The 17,476-nt window shown below is 71.1% G+C and carries 15 protein-coding genes; 5 read left to right on the top strand and 10 right to left on the bottom strand.

Annotated elements, in window-relative coordinates; translation table 11 throughout:
• Positions 1–18: 18 nt before the first annotated feature.
• Complete coding sequence (locus tag ACLQ28_RS09630; protein WP_425685868.1) at positions 19–2,805, bottom strand: AAA family ATPase; 2,787 nt, start codon at positions 2,803–2,805, stop codon at positions 19–21.
• A gap of 118 nt (positions 2,806–2,923) precedes the next feature.
• Between ACLQ28_RS09630 and ACLQ28_RS09625 the strand changes: the two genes are divergently transcribed.
• A complete protein-coding gene (locus ACLQ28_RS09625; RefSeq protein WP_425685867.1) occupies positions 2,924–3,475 on the top strand; it encodes a DinB family protein in 552 nt (183 codons plus the stop codon).
• An 8-nt stretch (positions 3,476–3,483) separates the two neighbouring features.
• On the opposite strand, the gene ACLQ28_RS09620 is transcribed toward ACLQ28_RS09625, so the two are convergent.
• The 8 genes from ACLQ28_RS09620 to ACLQ28_RS09585 form a co-directional block, all read right to left on the bottom strand.
• A complete protein-coding gene (locus tag ACLQ28_RS09620; protein WP_425685866.1) occupies positions 3,484–4,095 on the bottom strand; it encodes a TetR/AcrR family transcriptional regulator in 612 nt (203 codons plus the stop codon).
• Positions 4,096–4,109: 14 nt separating this feature from the next.
• Positions 4,110–4,481 carry an SDR family NAD(P)-dependent oxidoreductase gene (locus tag ACLQ28_RS09615; protein ID WP_425685865.1) on the bottom strand — a complete coding sequence of 124 codons (372 nt, stop codon included), beginning with the start codon at positions 4,479–4,481 and terminating at the stop codon, positions 4,110–4,112.
• Between the two features lie 217 nt (positions 4,482–4,698).
• Positions 4,699–5,985 (bottom strand): ABC transporter substrate-binding protein, encoded by a 1,287-nt coding sequence (locus tag ACLQ28_RS09610; RefSeq protein ID WP_425685864.1) that lies wholly within the window; start codon positions 5,983–5,985, stop codon positions 4,699–4,701.
• Positions 5,986–6,085: 100 nt separating this feature from the next.
• Positions 6,086–7,186 (bottom strand): branched-chain amino acid ABC transporter permease, encoded by a 1,101-nt coding sequence (locus tag ACLQ28_RS09605; RefSeq protein WP_425685863.1) that lies wholly within the window; start codon positions 7,184–7,186, stop codon positions 6,086–6,088.
• Positions 7,183–8,061 (bottom strand): branched-chain amino acid ABC transporter permease, encoded by an 879-nt coding sequence (locus ACLQ28_RS09600; protein WP_425685862.1) that lies wholly within the window; start codon positions 8,059–8,061, stop codon positions 7,183–7,185. The genes ACLQ28_RS09605 and ACLQ28_RS09600 overlap by 4 nt, the downstream gene beginning before the upstream one ends.
• A gap of 30 nt (positions 8,062–8,091) precedes the next feature.
• Positions 8,092–8,814 carry an ABC transporter ATP-binding protein gene (locus ACLQ28_RS09595; RefSeq protein WP_425685861.1) on the bottom strand — a complete coding sequence of 241 codons (723 nt, stop codon included), beginning with the start codon at positions 8,812–8,814 and terminating at the stop codon, positions 8,092–8,094.
• Positions 8,811–9,593 carry an ABC transporter ATP-binding protein gene (locus tag ACLQ28_RS09590; protein WP_425685860.1) on the bottom strand — a complete coding sequence of 261 codons (783 nt, stop codon included), beginning with the start codon at positions 9,591–9,593 and terminating at the stop codon, positions 8,811–8,813. The genes ACLQ28_RS09595 and ACLQ28_RS09590 overlap by 4 nt, the downstream gene beginning before the upstream one ends.
• Before the next feature lie 139 nt (positions 9,594–9,732).
• Entirely contained in the window at positions 9,733–10,623 is an 891-nt protein-coding gene (locus ACLQ28_RS09585) for an alpha/beta hydrolase family protein (RefSeq protein WP_425685859.1), read from the bottom strand.
• A 185-nt stretch (positions 10,624–10,808) separates the two neighbouring features.
• On the opposite strand from ACLQ28_RS09585, the gene ACLQ28_RS09580 reads away from it, so the two are divergent.
• Positions 10,809–13,070 carry a catalase gene (locus ACLQ28_RS09580; protein WP_425685858.1) on the top strand — a complete coding sequence of 754 codons (2,262 nt, stop codon included), beginning with the start codon at positions 10,809–10,811 and terminating at the stop codon, positions 13,068–13,070.
• A 73-nt stretch (positions 13,071–13,143) separates the two neighbouring features.
• On the opposite strand, the gene ACLQ28_RS09575 is transcribed toward ACLQ28_RS09580, so the two are convergent.
• Positions 13,144–14,019 carry an LLM class F420-dependent oxidoreductase gene (locus tag ACLQ28_RS09575; protein ID WP_425685857.1) on the bottom strand — a complete coding sequence of 292 codons (876 nt, stop codon included), beginning with the start codon at positions 14,017–14,019 and terminating at the stop codon, positions 13,144–13,146.
• A 148-nt stretch (positions 14,020–14,167) separates the two neighbouring features.
• On the opposite strand from ACLQ28_RS09575, the gene ACLQ28_RS09570 reads away from it, so the two are divergent.
• Genes ACLQ28_RS09570 through ACLQ28_RS09560 form a run of 3 tightly spaced genes read left to right on the top strand, consistent with a single transcriptional unit; the run spans position 14,168 to position 17,474 of the window.
• Positions 14,168–15,316 carry an acyltransferase family protein gene (locus ACLQ28_RS09570; protein ID WP_425685856.1) on the top strand — a complete coding sequence of 383 codons (1,149 nt, stop codon included), beginning with the start codon at positions 14,168–14,170 and terminating at the stop codon, positions 15,314–15,316.
• Positions 15,313–16,455 (top strand): alanine racemase, encoded by a 1,143-nt coding sequence (gene alr / locus ACLQ28_RS09565; RefSeq protein WP_425685855.1) that lies wholly within the window; start codon positions 15,313–15,315, stop codon positions 16,453–16,455. The genes ACLQ28_RS09570 and alr overlap by 4 nt, the downstream gene beginning before the upstream one ends.
• The gene (locus ACLQ28_RS09560; protein WP_425685854.1) at positions 16,452–17,474 is read left to right on the top strand and encodes a D-alanine--D-alanine ligase family protein; all 1,023 of its coding nucleotides are present in this window, start codon (positions 16,452–16,454) and stop codon (positions 17,472–17,474) included. Before alr ends, ACLQ28_RS09560 begins: the two co-directional genes overlap by 4 nt.
• Positions 17,475–17,476 lie beyond the last annotated feature (2 nt).

Raw genomic sequence — 17,476 nt, 5'->3', positions numbered from 1 at the left:
CGGTCACCGGCCCCTCGGTCACCGGTCGGACGTCAGGCCGGCGTGTCGCTCGGTGGCGAACGCGCGGGCCAGCTCGGTGCGCGAGCGAATGCCAAGCCGGTGGAACACGTTGCGCAGGTGGTGGTCGACCGTACGAGTGGACAGGAACATCCGGGCGGCGATCTCCCGGTTGGTGGCACCCTCAGCGACCAGCTCGGCGATCCGCAGTTGCTGGCCGGTCAGCAGCCGCGCCGCCGGCCGGTCCGGCGGACCGACCGACTCCCCGGCTGCCCGCAGCTCCGTGGTGGCCTGCTCAGCCCAGCACGCCACGCCGAGCAGGCTGAACATCTCGCGGGCCTGGTGCAGGTGCGTACGCGCATCGCGAGGGCGTCGGCTGCGGCGCAACTCCTGACCGAAGAGCAGCTCGGTGCGGGCCCGCTCGAACGTGCCGGCCTCCGTCGGGTGCAGCCGCAACGCGGTCTGGAAATCTCGCTCTGCCTCGGCGCCGCCCCGCGGTGCGAGCAGCGCGTGGCAACGGGCGGACAGGGCCCGGCGCAACGGGCTCGCGGTGCCGCTGGCCCACCTGTCGAAGACGGCGAGGGCGGCCGTTGCCGCCGGTCGGTGCGCAAGGTGCGCCGCCGCCTCCACCAGGTACGGGGTCGCCATCACCTGCACGAGGACCTGACCTCGACCGGTGCCGAGCCGGGCCAGCGACGCCAGTCGGTCCGCGGCCTCGGCGTGCCGTCCGTCGATGAGGTCGAGCACCGCCAGCGCCCACCCGGCGAGCGCGTGCGGACGGCTGCCCGGTGTCGGCGACTCACCGATTTCACGGAGCTGCCGCAGGCTGGTGTCGCGGTCGGCCCGGATCGCGGCGAGCACGGCGAGCAGGCCCAGATGAACGTTGGCGCAGTTGACCTGACCCGAGGCACGGGCGACCCGTAGCCCGTCGCGGGAGGTCTCCGCCGCCGCCTCGTGCCGGCCCAGCCAGTACTCGGCGACCGCCCGCAACTCCAGCGCCCGGGACAGCACCGACAGTTCGCCCCGCTCGCGGGCCAACCCGACGGCACGCTCGGCGAGCCGGTGCGCCGCGCCGTCGACGGCAACCACCAGGCCGGCCGCCGCCGCGCGGGTCAGCGCGGTGGGGGTCAGCGCCGACCCGGTCAACCGGCCGCCCAGCACGACGGCGCGACGCAACGCGGGGCCGGCCCGCTCGTGGTCGCCCCGCAGGGTCGCCGCCACCCCGGCGACCAGACAGCCCATCAGCTCCATGGCCGGTGGGTCGGTCGGTCGCCGCAACGTCAACGCCCGGCGGCCGACCTCGGCGTACCGGTACTGGTCGCCGGCGAAGCACACCGCCTCGCCGGCTCGTACCAGCCCGGACAACGCCAGGGCGCGATCGGTGCCGGCCACCGCTGTGGCGGCGGTCAGCAGCGTGGCCGACGCGCCGGACGCGACGCCGCACCGCAGCTCCAACTCACCGCGCAGCAGGTCGGCGCGGCCCCTGACGACCGGGTCGGTGGACACCGAGCGCAGGCGGTCGAGCAGCAGCCGGGCCACGTCGGGTTGACCCCCAGCCCAGGCATAACGGGCGGCGGCCAGCAGGCGGGCAGCTGTCTGGGCGGGATGATCGCTGAGTTCTGCGGCCCACCGCAGCGCCGCCGAGGCTGCGGCCCAGCCACCGACTCCACCAGCCGCCGCTTCTTCCAGCTCAGCGGCGAGGGCCGGGTCGGCACCCGCAGTCGCGGCAGCGAGGTGCATGGCCCGGCGCAACCGCTGCCCATCCGCGACCAGCACCCCGGCGAGCAGCCGATGTGCTGGGCGGCGCTCGGCGAGTGGCGCACTGGCCGCGATCATCGTGCGAACCAACGGCTGGGGGAAGGTGACGCCCTGCGGCTCGACGCGGACCAGGCCGGCGAGCTCCGCCGGGGCGAGCGCCTCGAACTCGATGCCGGCCGTTTTCGCGGCCCGGATCAGGGTGCCCGGCTCGCCGGCCTCGTCGAGCGCGGCGAGCAGCAGCATCCGCCGGGTGTCCTGCGGCAACCGGTCCAGACGGGCCCGGTACGCGCGGCCAAGTGCACCGTCCGCTGGCGGCGCGGCGGGCAGTGCCTCCTCCCCTCGCCACTGTGCCGGACTGAGCACGTCGGCCAGGTCCACAAGCGCTTGCGGGTTGCCGCCACCAGTCGCTGCCAGCGCGGTCAGGACCGACGCGGCGGGCCGCTCGGGCAGCCGGTCGGTGAGGACGGCGACGCTGTCCCGCGCGTTCAGTGGCCGGAGTCGGTGCGCTGGTATCCCGTCGACCGTGACGGTGACGTCCGCGGTGAGCAGGACTGCGACCGGTAGGTGCCGCAGTCGGCGGGCCACGAAGGCCAGCACCTGCGCGGTCTGCCGGTCGCCCCGGTCGACGTCGTCCATGGTGGCGAGCAGCGGACGGTCCCGGGCAGCGGCGGCGAGCAACCCGAGCACCGCCATGGAGAGCGTCAGCTGGCGGTCGGCCGGGCAGGTCTCACCGTCGAGCGCACGCCGTAGCAGGTTGCGCTGCTGTGTTGGCAGGGCGACGGCACGGTGGAGCACGGGGTCGAGCAGCCGCTGCAGACCCGCGTACGGCAACGCGGCCTCCTCGGCCAGTCCGCTTGCGGCGAGCACGGTGCAGCCCTCGGCGTACCGGTGGGCGTGGCCGACCAACGCGGTTCGGCCCGAGCCCGGCTCGCCGTCCAGCAGCAGGGCACCACCGCCTGCGGCTACGCCGTCGAGCAAGCTCCGGACAGCCTGCCACTCATCGTCCCGACCACGCAGCACGGTTAATTGCACTCTTGATGCAGTAACCATGCTTGCCAGTGTCACTCATCGGTAACCGAATGGAAAGAGGCGCTCTCTCCCTGCCACGCGACAGCAGCGGCAGGCGCACGGGGTCGAAGTCGGTAGGGCGGTCGGTAGGTTTACCGCCATGACCGAGGTCGACGAGCAGATCACCGCCAAGCCTCTCCTCGCGGCCGATGAGGCCGCCACCCTTCTGGGCTTCCTCGAGCGGCAGCGCGCGACGTTGGCGTGGAAATGCGGGGAACTGGACGCGGAGGGCCTACGGGCACAGCTCGCCCCATCGTCGATGACCCTGGGCGGGCTGCTCAAGCACATGGCCCACGTCGAGGACGACATCTTTGCCTCCTGGCTGCTGGGGCGCGAGGCGGGCCCACCGTGGAACGTGGTCGACTGGGACGCCGACCCCGACTGGGACTGGCGTACCGCCGCCGAGGAGTCGCCCGAGCAGTTGGTGGCCCAATGGCGATCAGCCGTGACCAAATCACGGTCGGTCGTCGCAGAAGCGCTGGTCGACGGCGGCCTGGAGCAGTTGGGAAAGTTCACCAACTCCCGGGGCGAGTCACCGACCCTGCGATACATCCTGCTCACCCTCATCGAGGAGTACGCGCGACACGTTGGCCACGCCGACCTCATCCGGGAGTCGGTGGACGGACTCACCGGGGAGAGCCCGCCCGACTGAGTCCGGCGTCAGTCGGCTGCGACCTCGGCCAGCAGGGCGCCCACCGTGCGGGTCAGCACCGCGCGGGCCTGGTCCACGCCGAGCCCGAGGCCGTAACGCAGCATCGACCAGGCCGGCCACATGCTCGCGGCCACGAGGGCGTTGAGCAGTTGTTCCCGCCCCTGGCCGGCCTGGGTCAGCTCGACGGCGAAGAGTTCCTCGACCTCGTCGCGCACCCGGTCGATGTGCTTGAGGCGGTTGCGATGCAGCTGGTCGGAGACCGGCTCCCGCATCTGGGCGGCCCGCGCCGACGGTGCGATCAACTGGAGCAGCCGGGCCCGTTGCCGGCAGTACGCGTCGACCCGCTTGGCCAGCGGCAGCCCCGGTGAGATCGGGCGGTAGGCGGCGTCCTGCTGGCGGAGCACCTCCGCGCCGCTCGCCTCGAAGAGCGTCTCCATGTCCTTGAAGTTGGTCCAGAGCGTCCGCAGCGAGATGCCGGCCCGTTCGGCGATGCGTTCACCAGTCGGGCGGAGGTCACCCTCGGAGATCAGTGCGAGATGCGCCTCGACGATGGCCGCACGGGTGCGCTCGGCCCTGGCGGTCCGCCCGTCGACCCGACCCACGACCTCGACCCCGTCCATCCGCCCCCGCCCCTTCACCCCCATGGCGTCCCCCGACGCACCGCCGAGTCTAGACAGGCGGTGATCAGCGGCCCCGGACCGACCATCAGCGTCGTCACCCGGCCCGGCCGGTTGACCAGGAGGTCCACCGGGCCGAAGGCCGCGCTGACCTGCTGCACGGCGGCGGCTCGGTGCTCGGGGTCGTCGGAGCGGCCCGGCACCGCCAGGGCGTACTCCGGCCCGCCCAGGGCGGCGACCGCTTCGGCCAGCGCCTCGGGCCGTCGGGCGGTCAGACCGACCCGGGCGCCTTCGGCGACGAGGCGTTGGGCGATGGCCAGGCCGATGCCTCGTCTGGCACCGGTGACGATGGCGACACGATCCACGAGCCGACCCGAATCTGCATTCACGGTGCAAATAGTAGGAGGGCAGATCGGTGCCGGTCAACGCCCCACAGACACGACCGCGGAGCGGCACAACCGTCCGGCCAGGCGTAGTCACGCCCGGCCGGACACCCAGCACGCTAGCTCGATGGTCGCGCCGATCTTGCACTTTCGGTTGTCGACATGGGTGGGATACCCCTTATGTCGGGACAGAAAGTGCAAGATCGCGGAGTAGGTAGGGGCCTCAGGAGGCGGTGGGCACTCCGTTTGCTGGTGGTGCGGCTGGCGTGGCCGTGTACTCGTTGACCGGCCCGTCTGCCTCGTCGGTCTCGTACGCTGGGCCGAAGTAGCTCTGCACTCCCCCGCTCACCTTGCTCAGCCGCTGCCCGCCGTACCCGGAGTGGTCCTTGTCGGAGAAGCGCAGCGGCACCAGCCCGGGGCCCTGGAAGCCGCCCTTCTGCACGGCTTCCAGCACCTTCTCCCGGGTGAGGTTCTTGCCGGCGGCGAGCAACGTCTGCACGAAGAGGTAGCCGACCGACATGCCGTAGACGGTGTTGCCGTCGAACGGCGCGTCCCCGTTGTGCTCCTTGTTGATCTTCGTGAAGAGCTGGATCCACGGGTTCGCTGTGTCGTTCTGCATCGGTAGGTAGTTGGTGCCGACCATGCCCTCCAACAGCGGGGCGGCCTCGCCGAGCTGCTTGGCGAGGGTCGGGTGGTCGGCGCCGACGTTGGAGACCAACCACTGTGGCTTGAAGCCCAGCCGCGCGGCGGTGCCGATGGAGAGCGCGGTGAAGCCGGGAACGGTGGCGAGCATGACAACCTGGCATCCGGCTGCCTTGAACGCGCCGATCTGCGGAGCGACGTTGGTGTTGCTGGTGACGTAGGTCTGCTTGACCGCCACCGCCCCGGCGCCGAGCACCTTCTCCACGCCGGCCAAACTGTCCCGGCCGAAGTCGTCGTCCTGGCCGAGGAAGCAGACCTTCTGGCCGGCCAGGTTCGCCTTCGCGTAGTTGGCGAGGATCTTGCCCTCGACCGTGTAGTCCGGGTTGAACCCGAACGTGCCGGGATACTTGTCCGGCTGGTCCCAACTGCGGCTGCCGGAGGCGACGAAGAGGTCGGGCACCCGATTGCTCTTGAGGAAGTCGAGCACCCCGGTGTGCGTCGGCGTCCCGAGGCCGTTGAGGACGGCGAAGACCTTGTCCTGCAGGACGAGCTGACGGACCACCTGCTGCGTGTTCGCCGGGTTGTAGCCGTCGTCCATGATCTTGTAAGTGATCTTTCGACCATGCACACCGCCGTTGGCGTTGACGTAGTCGAAGTACGCCTTCGTCGCCGGCGCGATCTTCGAGTAGCCGGCCGAGGCCGGCCCGGTGAGTGGCATGTGGGTGCCGACGACGATCTCGGTGTCGGTGACGCCCGGCACCGACGCCCCGCCGGGACCGGAGCCGTCGTCACCGCTGCAACCGGCGGCGGTGACCAACAATGCGATGGTGCTGGCGATCGCGAGACCGCGTTGTGCCATACGGTGCATGGGTGACACCGACCTCTCTCGGTCCGGTTCATTCGGGAACGGTGTGGTGGTGAAACGGTGCGGTGGTGGAGCGCCCGGCCGAGGCCAGACTGGGACAGCGTCAGGAGCGCCGGGCCCGCAGCCGCCGGCCGAGACGAGACAGCAGGCCCTGCACGCCGCCGGGAGCGGCGATCATGACGACGATCAGCGTGAGCCCGAAGATCGCCAGCGGCAGGTTTCCCTCCAGCCGCTGCGCCACCGCGGGCGAGAGCGTGAACAGCTCGGTCACCGAGTGGGTGAGGTCGGGCAGCGCGACCAGCAGGACGGCCCCCCACAGCGCGCCGGTGAGCCGGCCGAGACCTCCGATCACCACGGCCATCAGCAGGAACAGCGACAGGGTCAGCGAGAACGCCCCAGGGGAGACGCTCTGCGCGAGGACCGCCAGCAACGCCCCGCCGAGCCCGGCGGTGGCGGCGCTGACCACGAATGCGAGGACCTGGGTGCGGGCCACGTGGATACCGGCGAGGCGGGCCGCCACCTCGTCGTCGCGGACCGCCCGGAAGGAGCGCCCGTACCGGCTGCGGATCAGGTTCGCCAGCAGCAGCAGGGCGAGCAGGGTGGCCGCGCCGGTGAGCCAGAGCTGCCACCGCTCGTACGGGAAGTACGGGCCGAGCGACAGCGGCGGCGGCTCCACCGGCACCGACAGCCCCTGCTCGCCGTTGAACACGCCGTCGAAGGTGACGGCCAACGCCGGCACGACGATGGCCACGGCGAGGGTGACCCCGGCCAGGTAGGGGCCGCGTAGCCGGGCGGCCGCCACACCGACCACCGCGCCGACCACGACCGTGCTGACGATCGCCGCGCCCAGCGAGAGCGGCAACAGCCAGCCGCCGGTCATCCCCCGGTCGGCGAAGGCGTTCTGACACAGAGCCACGGTGTACGCCCCGGTGGCCATCAACGCGCCGTGCCCGAGCGACAGTTGACCGTTGAGCCCGGTGAGGACGGTCAGCCCGGCTGTCGCACAGAGGTAGGCGGCCACCGTGGCGAGCTGGAAGTTGCGGAACGGCTCGACGGCGTAGCTGACCGCCACCAGCAGCAACCCGGCGGCGAGCACAACGGCGAGGTGGCGCAGCAGAGTGGATCCGCGTTGCCGGTCGGCCGGTCGGTCAGCGGCGTCGACCGGCCGGCGCTTCGGCGGCAGAGCCGCCCTCGTGGCGCTCACACCCGCCTCGCCGCGACCGGGGCGAACAGCCCGCCGGGCCGGACCAGCAGCACCGCCAACAGCCCGACCAGCACCGCGAGCGGTGTGAGGTCGCTGCCGGCGTAGCCGCTCACGTAGGAGAGCAGCAGACCCACCACCAGGCCGCCGACCACCGCCCCCGGTGGACTGTCCAGGCCGCCGACCACCGCCGCCGTGAACGCCGAGACGAACACCAGGTCCATCGCGTGCGGATGCAGACCCAGCTCGGTCGGCATGACCAGCATGGCGGCCAGCGCGCCCACCCCGGAGGCGAGTGCCCAGCCGAGTGTCAACATGCCACCGACGTTGACCCCGAGCAGCCGGGACACCTCGGGGGCGAAGGCCGCCGCGCGCATCCGCAACCCGACCGGGGTACGGGCGAACATCCAGGCCAGGCCGCTCACCACCACGCCGATCGTGGCGAAGACGAACAGGTCGTACGGCGACAGCACGGCGACCCCGCCGACGGTGAGTGCGGACCGACTGAACGGCGCCTCTGCGGGGCGGAACTCGTTGCCGTACACCATGCCCAGCACCGCCTGGATCAACAGCACCAGACCGAGCGCGACGATCACGGGGTTGAGTGGCGAGGCATGGTCGACGTGCCGCATCACGACGCGGTCCACCAGCGCGCCGAGCAGCAGGCCGGCGACGATCGCGACCGCGAAGCCCAACCAGTAGGAGCCGGTCGTGGTCGAGACGGTGTAGGCGACGTACGCGGCGGCGACGGCCATCGCCCCCTGGGCGAAGTTGACGACCCGAGCCGCCCGCCAGATGAGCACCAGGGCCAGCGCGAACGCGGCGTACACCGCGCCCCGGGACAGGCCGTCGATGGTAAGGAAGACGAAGCGGTCCAAGAGTCCTCCCTTCAGGGGACGGGGTGGTGGTCAGAAACCGAGGTACGCATGGCGCAGGTCGACGTCGTCCCGTAGCTTCGCCGCCGGGGCGGCGACCACCACCCGGCCGAGGGACATCACCACACCCTGGTCGGCGACGGCGAGTGCGCTGCGGACGTTCTGCTCGACCAGCAACACGGTCAGGCCGGTGCTGTCGCGCAGCTGGCGGAGCAGGGCCATGGTCCGGGCGACGACCCGCGGCGCCAGGCCGAGCGACGGCTCATCGAGCAGCAGCAGGCGGGGTCGGCCGACCAGAGCCCGGCCGAGCGCGAGCATCTGCCGCTCACCGCCGGAGAGCTGGTGGCCGAGGTGCCGCCGACGTCGGGCAAGAGGCTCGAAGAGCTGGTAGACCTCGTCGAGGGCACGACTGGCATCGGCCCGGTCGCGCCGCCACAACCCGCCGAGCCGCAGGTTCTCGTCGACCGTCAGCTCGCTGATCACGCCCCGCCCCTCCGGCACGTGCGCCATGCCGCGCCGGACGAGCTGCTCCACGGGCGTACCCCGGAGGTCGTCGCCGGCGAGGAGCACCTGGCCGGCCGCCGGGCGGATCATGCCGGAGAGCGCGCGCAGCAGGGTTGTCTTGCCGGCGCCGTTGGCGCCGACGACAGCGGCGATCGTGCCGGCCGGGACGGAGAGGTCGATGGCCTGCAGCACGGGCGCGGCGCCGTAACCAGCGACCAGACCGCGCACGACGAGCAGATCCGGCGCGCTCATGCGGCTTCCTCGACAGCGGCACCCAGGTAGGCGTCGGTCACCGCCGGGTCGCCGCGGATCGCGTCCGGGGTGCCCGCGGCGATCACCCGGCCGAAGTCGAGGACCACGATCTCGTCGCAGACGGCCATCACCAGGTCCATGTGGTGCTCGACCAGGAGCACGGCACAGGGATCGGTGTCGCGCCGGGGCAGCTGGCGAACCAGCTCAGCCAGCTCGGCGATGTCGTCGCCGCCGAGGCCACCGGCGGGCTCGTCGAGAAGGAGCAGCCGGGGCCGGGCGGCGAGCGCGCGGGCCAGGGCGACCCGCTGGCGTACGGCGAAAGGCAGTGTGGTCGGGGCGGCCTCGGCGTGTTCGGCGATCCCCAGGTCGTCGAGGATGGCTAGGGCGTGCCGACGTAGCCGGCGCTCGTCGCGGTCGCTGGCCGGAAGCCCGAACAGCGCCGAAACGAAGCCCGCGCGGGCGGTGTGTGACGCGCCGGTCATCACGTTCTCCAGCACGGTGAGCCCGGCGAAGAGCCCGGTGCCCTGCAGGGTCCGGGCGATGCCGAGCCGGGTCAGCTGGTGCGGTCGTGGCCGCAGAGGCCGGCCGTCGAGGGTGAGCGAACCCGTCTCCGGCGCGACGAAGCCGCAGATCACGTTGAACAGCGTGGTCTTGCCGGCGCCGTTGGGCCCGATCACGCCCACCACCCGGTTGGGTGGCACCTGCAGTGCGACGTCGTCGAGGGCGGTGAGGCCGCCGAAACGGACGCCGATGTGGTGCAATTCGAGGCCGCGCTCCATCACCCATCCCTCTGTGGTGGCGGGTGTTATTTACACTCGCAGTGTACGTTTCTCGGGTATCGCGTCAAGACCTTCGATGCCACCACAGTCCACACGCGGAAGGGGCGATCGCCACCGGCGACCGCCCCTTCGACCACGGTCAGGAGCTGGGGCAGGTGTTGCGATACTCCTCGATCTGCGAGCCGCTCGGGCCCGGGCAGAGGAACTGCTCGTAGCGGGTGTCGTCGTCGACGAACCGCTTCAGCCAGGCCACCATCTGCCGGGCGGTCGGCGTGTTCGTCGTCTGCGGGAAGAAGTGGCTCGCCCCGTTCAGCTCCAGGTACGCCTTCTCGGCGGAGGCCGGAATGCTGTTGTAGAACGGCACCGAGTGCGACGAGACCGGCGCGACGGTGTCGCTCTCGCCGCCGATGATCAGCGTGGGCACCTGCAGCTCGGACCAGCTCTTGTCCGTGTTCCACGGTGCGAGCGGCACCGCGGCCTGCAAGGACGGCCGCGACGAGGCCGCCTCCAGGCTGCCCCCGCCACCCATCGAGTGGCCGGCCACCGCCAGTCGGCTGCTGTCGATCCGGGTACGCACCGAGCTGCGCTGGGTCAGGTAGTCGAGGGCGGCGAGCAGTTGCCGACCCCGGCTGTCCGGCTGGTCCAGGCGACTGTTGGTCTCGATGCCGATCACCACGAAACCGTGCGAGGCGATTCGTGGCCCGAGCCAGCTGATGCTGGACCAGGCGGCGGTGTAGCCGGGCGAGATGGCGATGGCCCCGAAGGTGCCCTCGCTGGTGCTGGTCGGGTAGTAGATGACGCCGCCGCCGAAGCCGGTGACGCTCAGCGACGACACGCTCTGCGAGGACGTGGCGAACGGGCCGCGACTGGCCTCCAGGATCGCGGTGGTCGGGGCGGGGCCCCGCTCGTACGGGCCCGCGGCCTGCGCCGCGCCGGTCGGTCCGGTCAGGACGACACCGGCGACGAGGGTGGCGGCCACCGCGAGCCGGGCGGCCACGGAACGGGGACGGGTGGTGGTTGGTGACGACACGTCGGGCACTCCCTAAAGTCGAGGGATATCGACGTACGTCAGTTTTGGCCTCTCCGCCGATCCACGCATCGGTGAAATCACCAGTCCCGGCGACGGATGCCTCGGATCGGTTGTGTTTCGACCCTCTGACCAGGGGTAGCAGGGCAAACGCCCGCTCGCACACGCTCCACGGAGAGGTTCGTTCAGTGGATTCAAGCAAGCCCGCCGAGGCGGTCAAGAACGCCGTGAAGACAGCCTCCGGCAAGATCGCCGACGCACTGACTCCGGATGTCCCCGGCGCACCCGGTAGCGCGCCGCCGCCCGTCGAGGAGCCGACGACACCGCACGATCCGCTGCCGCCGAAGCCGGAACAGGGGGCACCACAGACGCGTACGCCGACCGGTGCCGAGACCGGCGCGCCGACGACCGCGAACGGTCAGCAGGGTGCCTACCTCACGACCGCGCAGGGCGCACGGCTGCGCGACACGGACCACTCGCTCAAGGCCGGCCCACGCGGCCCGGTGCTGCTGCAGGACCACCACCTGCGCGAGAAGATCACCCATTTCGATCACGAACGGATTCCGGAGCGCGTGGTGCACGCCCGCGGCGCCGGTGCCCACGGCGTGTTCACCGCCTACGGCACCGCGGAGGCGGTCACCAGGGCCGGCTTCCTCAAGAAGGGGCGGGAGACCGACGTCTTCGTGCGGTTCTCCACCGTGCTCGGCTCGCGCGGCTCGGCCGACACGGTCCGCGACACCCGCGGTTTTGCGACGAAGTTCTACACCGACGAGGGCACGTTCGACCTGGTCGGCAACAACATGCCGGTGTTCTTCATCCAGGACGCCATCAAGTTTCCCGACATCATCCACGCCGGCAAACCGCACCCCGATCGGGAGATCCCACAGGCACAGAGCGCCCACGACACCTTCTGGGACTTCGTGTCGCTGCACACCGAGGCACAGCACCACACCATCTGGAACATGTCCGACCGGGGCATTCCGCGTTCGTACCGGACGATGGAGGGCTTTGGTGTGCACACCTTCCGCCTCGTCAACGAGGCCGGAAAGACGGTGCTCGCCAAGTTCCACTGGAAGCCGAAACTGGGTGTGCACTCCCTGACCTGGGAGGAGGCCCAGATGCTCAGCGGGATGGACCCGGACTTCCACCGCCGCGACCTCTACGACGCCATCGAGGCCGGCGCGTACCCCGAGTGGGAGCTCGGCATCCAGGTCCTGCCCGACACCCCGGAGGAGACCTTCGCCGATATCGACCTACTGGACCCGACGAAGATCGTGCCGGAGGAGTTGGCGGAGGTGCAGCCCATCGGGAAGCTGGTCCTCAACCGGACGCCGACGAACTTCTTCGCCGAGACCGAACAGGTCGCCTTCCACCTCGGTCACCTTCCGCCGGGCATCGACGTCACCAACGACCCGCTGTTGCAGGGCCGACTCTTCTCGTACGTCGACACGCAGCTCACCCGCCTGGGCGGGCCCAACTTCTCGCAGATTCCGATCAACCGCCCGCATGCGGCGGTGAACGACATGCTGCGCGACGGCTTCCACCAGCACGCCGTGCACGCGGGCGTCGCCCCGTACCGGCCGAACTCGCTCGACGGCGGCAACCCGTTCCCCGCCGGTGACGCCGAGCAGGCGTTCCTCGACGTGCCGGTAACTGTCGCGCAGGCACCGAAGGTACGGGCGAACCCGGCCTCGTTCGACGACCACTACAGCCAGGCGCGCCTGTTCTGGCAGAGCATGTCGCCGGTCGAGAAGGAGCACATCATCCGGGCTTACACCTTCGAGCTCGGCAAGTGCTACCACCAGGCGATCAAGGAACGTCAGTTGCAGAGCCTCGCCAACATCGACCCGGTGCTCTGCGAGCAGGTCGCCACCGGTCTGGGCCTGCCCGCGCCGCAGCCGACCGTGCCGCTGGCCGACGTCACGCCCAGCCCGGCGCTGTCGCAGGTCGGCCGGGAGTGGCCGAGTGACGGCCGTTCGGTCGGGATCGTCGTCGACCCCGACGGCGACCTCGATGGCGTCGACGAGGTCCGGCGGGCCGTGTTCGACGCCGGCATGGTGCCGCTGCTGATCGCCCCGCACGGTGGCCTGGTGGCGGACCTGCCGGTGCAGCGCACCTTCGCCACCGGCCGGTCGGTCGAGTTCGACGCGGTCCTGCTGGCCGGAGCGCCGGCCCCCGCACCGGATGCTGTCCCGGCACGCGACGCGAAGGCGGGTAAGGCGGGCCCGGCAGCCGTGGATCCCCGCGTGCTGCTCCTCGTCGAGGAGTGCTGGCGGCACGCCAAGGCCATCGGTGCCTGGGGCGCCGGCGTCACCGTGCTGGAACAGGCCGGGGTGGCCGGCACCCCCGGCGTCGTGACGGCCGGCTCCGGTGCCGAGGCTCTCACGGCGGTGCAGCAGTTGATGGCCGCACACCGGGTGTGGGAGCGGTTCCCGGCCTCGGTCGCCTGACACGACCGCTCACTGACGAGGGCTGTCCTCCGCTTCGCCGGGAGGGCAGCCGCCGGCACCGTCGCAGCAGGGATCAGCCGATATCGGCCAACCGGGGCAGCACCTCGTCGCCGAGCCGAGACGCGAACTCCACCGGGTGCCGATCCGGCGTGACCTGCACTTCGGTCACACCGAGCGCGGCGTAGTCGGACACCTCGGCGAGGAACCCGTCGGTGTCGTTCAGTGGCGACCGGGAGGCGACCACCGTCTTCTCGATGGCGTCGTAGTCACGGCCCTCGGCGGCGCAGTGCCCGCGCAGCACATCCAGTTTGCGGGCCACCTCGTCGGCGCCCTTGTCGGTGCCGAACAGATTGCAGGCGTCGGCATACCGGGCCACCAGCAGCAGGGTCTTCTTCTCGCCGCCGCCGCCGATCATGATGGGCGGACGCGGGCGGCTCACCGGCTGCGGCGAGTTGATCGTCTCGGTGAGCTGGTAGTGCCGCCCGTCGAACGGCCCGTTGTCGTCGCCCCACATCTGCAGGCAGATGCGCAGCGTCTCCTCCAGCCGCTCGAACCGCTCGGCCATCGGGACCACCGGCACGCCGAGGCCGCGCTGCTCCCGCTCGTACCAGGACGCGCCGATGCCGAGGCGAGCCCTCCCGCCGGAGAGCACGTCGAGGGTCGTCACGGTCTTGGCGAGCAACCCCGGGTACCTGTACATCACACCGGTGACCAGCACCCCCAGTGTCATCCGCTGAGTCTTCGCCGCCACATAGCCCAGCGTCGTGTAGGCCTCCAGCATCGGCTCCTCGGCCGAGGCCACCGCTTCCATCTGGAAGAAGTGGTCCATCACCGTGAACGAAGCGACGCCGGCCTGGTCGGCGATGGTCGCCGTCTCCGCCAGGGTCGGCGCGATCGCGGGCGGGTCAGCGGGGATCGAGAAACTCCAGTAGTGCAGCCCTAGCTTCATGTCGGCACCTCCGGATCGAGCCTAGTGGCGGCCGGTGTCGACGGCGCGCTGGTCGGCGAGGTCCGCGAGTCAGGGCTGAACCCGTCCATTACCGGTTCATGACAATTCGTGGATCACGCGCGGATATGCGGCTGGCAGCTTCTGGCGAGTGATCCACGAGCTGTCATCCATCGAGTCCCGGCCCATCGAAAACGAACCTGACGCGCCGCGTGTCCGATTCCGCCACAGGTATCGGACCGGATCCGCCCCCGCAGCGCAACGGTCCCAGCGGGCGGAATGGGCCGATGCCGCGAAGGGCTTCTGCATCATCCTCGTCGTCGGGTGGCACGTTGTCGTCAAGGACTACCTACAGTTCGACTGGCACGTCGGCGTACCGGTGCCGGGGCTGTGGGGAACGCTGGGTGAGCAGTTCCTGCCGCTGCGGATGCCGCTGTTCTTCACCATTTCGGGCGTCTTCGCGGCGAACGCCGCTCAGCGGCCGTGGCGGGTCGTCGCCCGGAGCCGAATCGCCGGGTTCCTCTACCTGTACGCCGTCTGGCTGCTGATCCACACCGCGATCCTCGCCGCCGCCCCGGAGCTGCCGACCGACCGCGCCACCTCGGCCGTCGGCCTGCTGGAGCAACTCACCATCACGCCGTCCAACCTCTGGTACCTGTACGCCCTGGCGCTGTACTTCACCATCGCCAAGGCGACCCGCCGGGTGCCCCGGGCGCTGGTCCTCGTACCCGCCGGGGTGCTGTCCGCCGTCGCCGCCGCCGGCCTGCTCGACACACCGGGCAACCGCGCCGGCCTCTACCAGAACCTGATCTTCTTCCTCGCTGGCCTGTACCTGCGGCCGCAGATCCACACGTGGGCGGCCACCGCCACCCGACGCCGTCTCGCGCTGACCTCGGGCTCCTACGTCCTCGCGCTCGTCGCGATGGCGGTGGCCGGCGCCCAGCAATGGTTCGGCGTATGGCCGGCGGTTTCCGTCGTGGCAGTGATCTTCGGCATAACCGCCGCAGTCCGGCTGGCCCGGTGTCCGGTTCTCGGCAGTGCTCTGGCTAGGCTCGGCCGCATCACACTGCCGATCTACGTCATCCACATGCCGGTCCTGGCTCTGCTGCACCGGCTGTTGCTCGTACCGATTTCCGGGTTGGACCGGCCCGCTCAGGGCCTGATCGTGCTCGGTTATCCGGTTCTGCTGACCGGGTTGGTGATCGGCCTGAGCCTGGCCATCCACCGCGGGCTGTTGGCGGTGCGCGCCCGCTGGCTGTTCACGCTCCCCGGCTCCCGACGGGCGGAGGCCACCGGATGAGCACCCTGGCCGAGGCGGCGGTCGACCTTGACGCGATCGCCAACAACGTGCGGGCCATCACATCGGTCACCGGCACCGACCTGATGGCGGTGGTGAAGGCGGACGGGTTCGGCCACGGCGCGGTGCAGGTGGCCCGTGCCGCGCTGCGCGCCGGCGCCAGCTGGTTGGGGGTGACCTCGGCGGCGGAGGCGCTGGCCCTGCGCGACGCGGGTGTGACCGCGCCCACGTTGAGCTGGCTGCACGGGCCGAAAGACGACTTCGGTAAGTTGATCAATGCTGGCGTCGACGTCGGCGTGTCGACGACGACGCACCTGCACGCCGTCGTCGACGCGGTCCAACTGCTCGGCGTACCGGCGATGGTGCAGCTCAAGGCGGACACCGGGTTGTCCCGCAACGGGGCCGCCGGGGACGATTGGCCCGATTTGGTCGGTTGGGCCCGCAAGTACGAACGGGAGGGCGTGATCCGGGTGCGCGGGGTGTGGTCCCACCTCATCGACGCGGACATGCCGGGCACCCCCGAGCTGGACCGGCAGGTGGCGACCTTCGAGGAGGCGCTGCGAGTCGCACGTTCGGCTGGCCTCGACCCTGATCTGGTGCACCTGGCCAACTCGGCGGCCGCGCTGTCCGCACCGCGGACCCGCTTCGACCTCTGCCGGATCGGGATCGCGCTGTACGGCGTGGACCCGTTCGGCGCGAGCGGTCCGGGTGAGTTCGGGCTGCATGCCGCGATGACCCTGCGTACGAGCGTGGTCAACGTCAAGCGGGTGCCCGCCGGCACGGGCGTCTCCTACGGGCCCGAGCACGTCACCGGTGCGCCGACCACGCTGGCGCTGCTGCCGCTCGGCTACGCCGACGGGCTGCCTCGTGTCACTGGTGGCCGCGCCGAGGTGTGGCTCGGCGGCCGACGGTGCCCGATCGTCGGGCGCATCGCCATGGACCAGTGCGTGGTCGACGTCGGGGACCTCCCCGTGACGATCGGTGACCCGGTCGTGGTGTTCGGCCCCGCCGAAGGTGACCAGACCCCACCGACGGTCGTCGAGTGGGCCCGCTGGGCGGGCACCAACCCGCACGAGATCTTGACTGGCATCGGGCCCCGGGTGGCCCGCGACCACCTCCACGGAAGGGCACGGATTTCATGACAACCCGACTGGCAGTGCTGTACGGCGGGCAGAGCGGCGAGCACGAGGTGTCCTGCCGCTCGGCGGAGAGCATCCTCGCGAACCTGGACCGTGAGCGGTACCAGGTCACCGAGGTGCTCATCGACCGCGACGGCGGGTGGCATGTCGACGGCCGTCCGATGCCGCTCCCCCAGGCGCTGCGTGTCCTGCGCGCCCAGGATGTGGTGTTCCCGGCCCTGCACGGCCCGTACGGCGAGGACGGCACCGTGGCGTCGCTGCTGGAATGGCTCGGCGTGCCGTACGTCGGCAACGGTGTCTTCGCCAGCGCCGCCGGCATGGACAAGGGTGTCACCAAGCGGCTGCTCGCCGCTGAGGGCCTGCGGGTGAGCCCGGGGGTGACTCTGCGGGCCGGCGAGGACCTGTCGCCCGACGACCGGCGACGGCTGGAACTGCCGGTCTTCGTCAAGCCGGCTCGGGCCGGTTCCAGCCTGGGCGTCGTCAAGGTGAACGACTGGGCGGGAGTTCCCGCCGCGCTGGAGCAGGCCCGCCAGGTCGACCCGAAGGTGCTTGTCGAACAGGGGGCGCGGGGGCGCGAGATCGACGTGGCCGTCCTCCAGCACCCGGACGGCCTGGTGCAGGCCGGCCCGCCGCTGGAGATCCGGGTGACGGGTGCCGGCTTCTTCGACTACGACGCGAAGTACGACGGCGGGGCGGTCTTTCAGATCCCCGCCCCGCTCGACGCGGCAACCACCGAGGTGCTCCAGGACCGCGCGATCCGCGCCTTCCACGCCCTCGACTGCCGTGGTCTCCTCCGGGTCGATTTCTTCCTGCCCGCGGAGGGGTCGCCCGAGCCCATCGTGAACGAGGTCAACACCTTCCCCGGGTTCACCGCCGCGTCGCAGTTCCCGCAGATCTGGCAGACGGCCGGCCTCGGGTTCGCCACCCTGATCGACATCCTGATCGCGGGCGCGCTGGCCGACCAGGACGGCGTCCGCTACAGCGGGTTGCCCCGGCAGGCACGAACGGTCAACCTGGTGTGAGG

The organism is Micromonospora sp. DT201, from assembly GCF_049841575.1.
In the GTDB taxonomy this organism is placed as follows: domain Bacteria; phylum Actinomycetota; class Actinomycetes; order Mycobacteriales; family Micromonosporaceae; genus Micromonospora.
The sequence above is the reverse complement of the archived record's forward strand: the minus strand, read 5'-3'. Positions and strand labels throughout refer to the sequence as shown.